The sequence below is a fragment of the Phycisphaerales bacterium AB-hyl4 genome, from assembly GCA_041821185.1.
Lineage (GTDB): Bacteria > Planctomycetota > Phycisphaerae > Phycisphaerales > Phycisphaeraceae > Natronomicrosphaera > Natronomicrosphaera hydrolytica.
This window is the reverse complement of record JBGUBD010000031.1, coordinates 1-1,241: the sequence shown is the minus strand read 5'-3', so window position 1 is coordinate 1,241 and position 1,241 is coordinate 1. Positions and strand designations below refer to the sequence as shown.

1 protein-coding gene is annotated in these 1,241 nt (G+C 70.7%); it reads left to right on the top strand.

Annotated features, from left to right (window positions below; translation table 11 throughout):
* Positions 1-1,241 (top strand): flagellin hook IN motif-containing protein (locus ACERK3_19650; protein MFA9480488.1); only part of this gene is annotated, 1,241 nt, incomplete at both ends.

Genomic DNA, 1,241 nt, shown 5'->3' with positions numbered 1-1,241 from the left:
ACGCTCAGCTTCCAGCGCGGCGAGGCCCGCCTCGACGCCAACACCAAGCTCGCCCACCTCAACGCCGGCGACGGCGTGCCCCGGGGCACGATCCGCATCACCGACCGCTCCGGCGCCAGCAGCACCGTCGACCTCACCCAGGCCATGACCGTCAACGACGTGCTCGACGCCATCAACAGCTCCATGAACGTCAACGTCACCGCCAGCGTCGACGGCGACCGGCTCAAGCTCACCGACAACACCGGCATGGCCGGCGAGATGAGCGTCGCCGACGTCAGCGGCGGCGGCGTCGCGGCCGCCCTCGGCCTCGTCGGCGCGACCGCCGACCCCGAACTGATCGGCGAGCAGGTCAACCGCCTCGGCGACGCCACCTTGCTCAGCAACCTCAACGACGGCAACGGCATCCGCACCCGCACCGGCAGCAGCGACATCCGCATCACCGACGCCAACGGCACGAACCACGACATCGACCTCTCCGGCCTCGACAGCCTCGGCGAGATGATCCAACGCATCAACACCACCACCGGCGGCGCGGTCACCGCCGGCGTCGGCGACGACGGCGTCAGCCTCAAACTCACCGACACCACCGGCGGCGGCGGCGGCCTGAACGTCACCGCCCGCAACAACTCCAAAGCCGGCGAAGACCTCGGCCTCCTCGGCAGCCACGCGGGCGAAGCCACCGGCCACCGCCTCGTCGCCGGCCTCAACACCAAGCTCACCCGCAACCTCAACGGCGGCGCCGGCCTGGACCTGGGCACCATCCAGCTCACCAACCGCCAGGGCGCCGCCACCGACATCGACCTCACCGGCGCCGACAGCATCCACGACATCATCCGCCGCATCAACGACGCCGGCGCCGGCGTCACCGCGTCGCTGAACGACGCGGGCAACGGCCTGAAGCTCACCGACACCACCGGCGGCAGCGGCACGCTGGCCGTCGCCGACCTCACCGGGCAGGCGGCTGAGCAGCTGAACCTCGTCGGCTCCCACGACGGCCGATCGGCCGACACCGGCAACCTCAGCTTCCGCTTCATCACCGAAGCCACCCGCATGGACCGCCTGGGCGTCAACCGCGGCCAGTTCACCCTCACCGACTCGGCGGGCAACTCCGCCACCGTCGACCTCACCCAGGGCGACGAGCAGACCCTCGGCGACGTGATCAACGAAATCAACAGCCGCGGCCTGGCCATCCACGCCCGCATCAACGACACCGGCGACGGCCTGCTCCTGGAAGACACCGG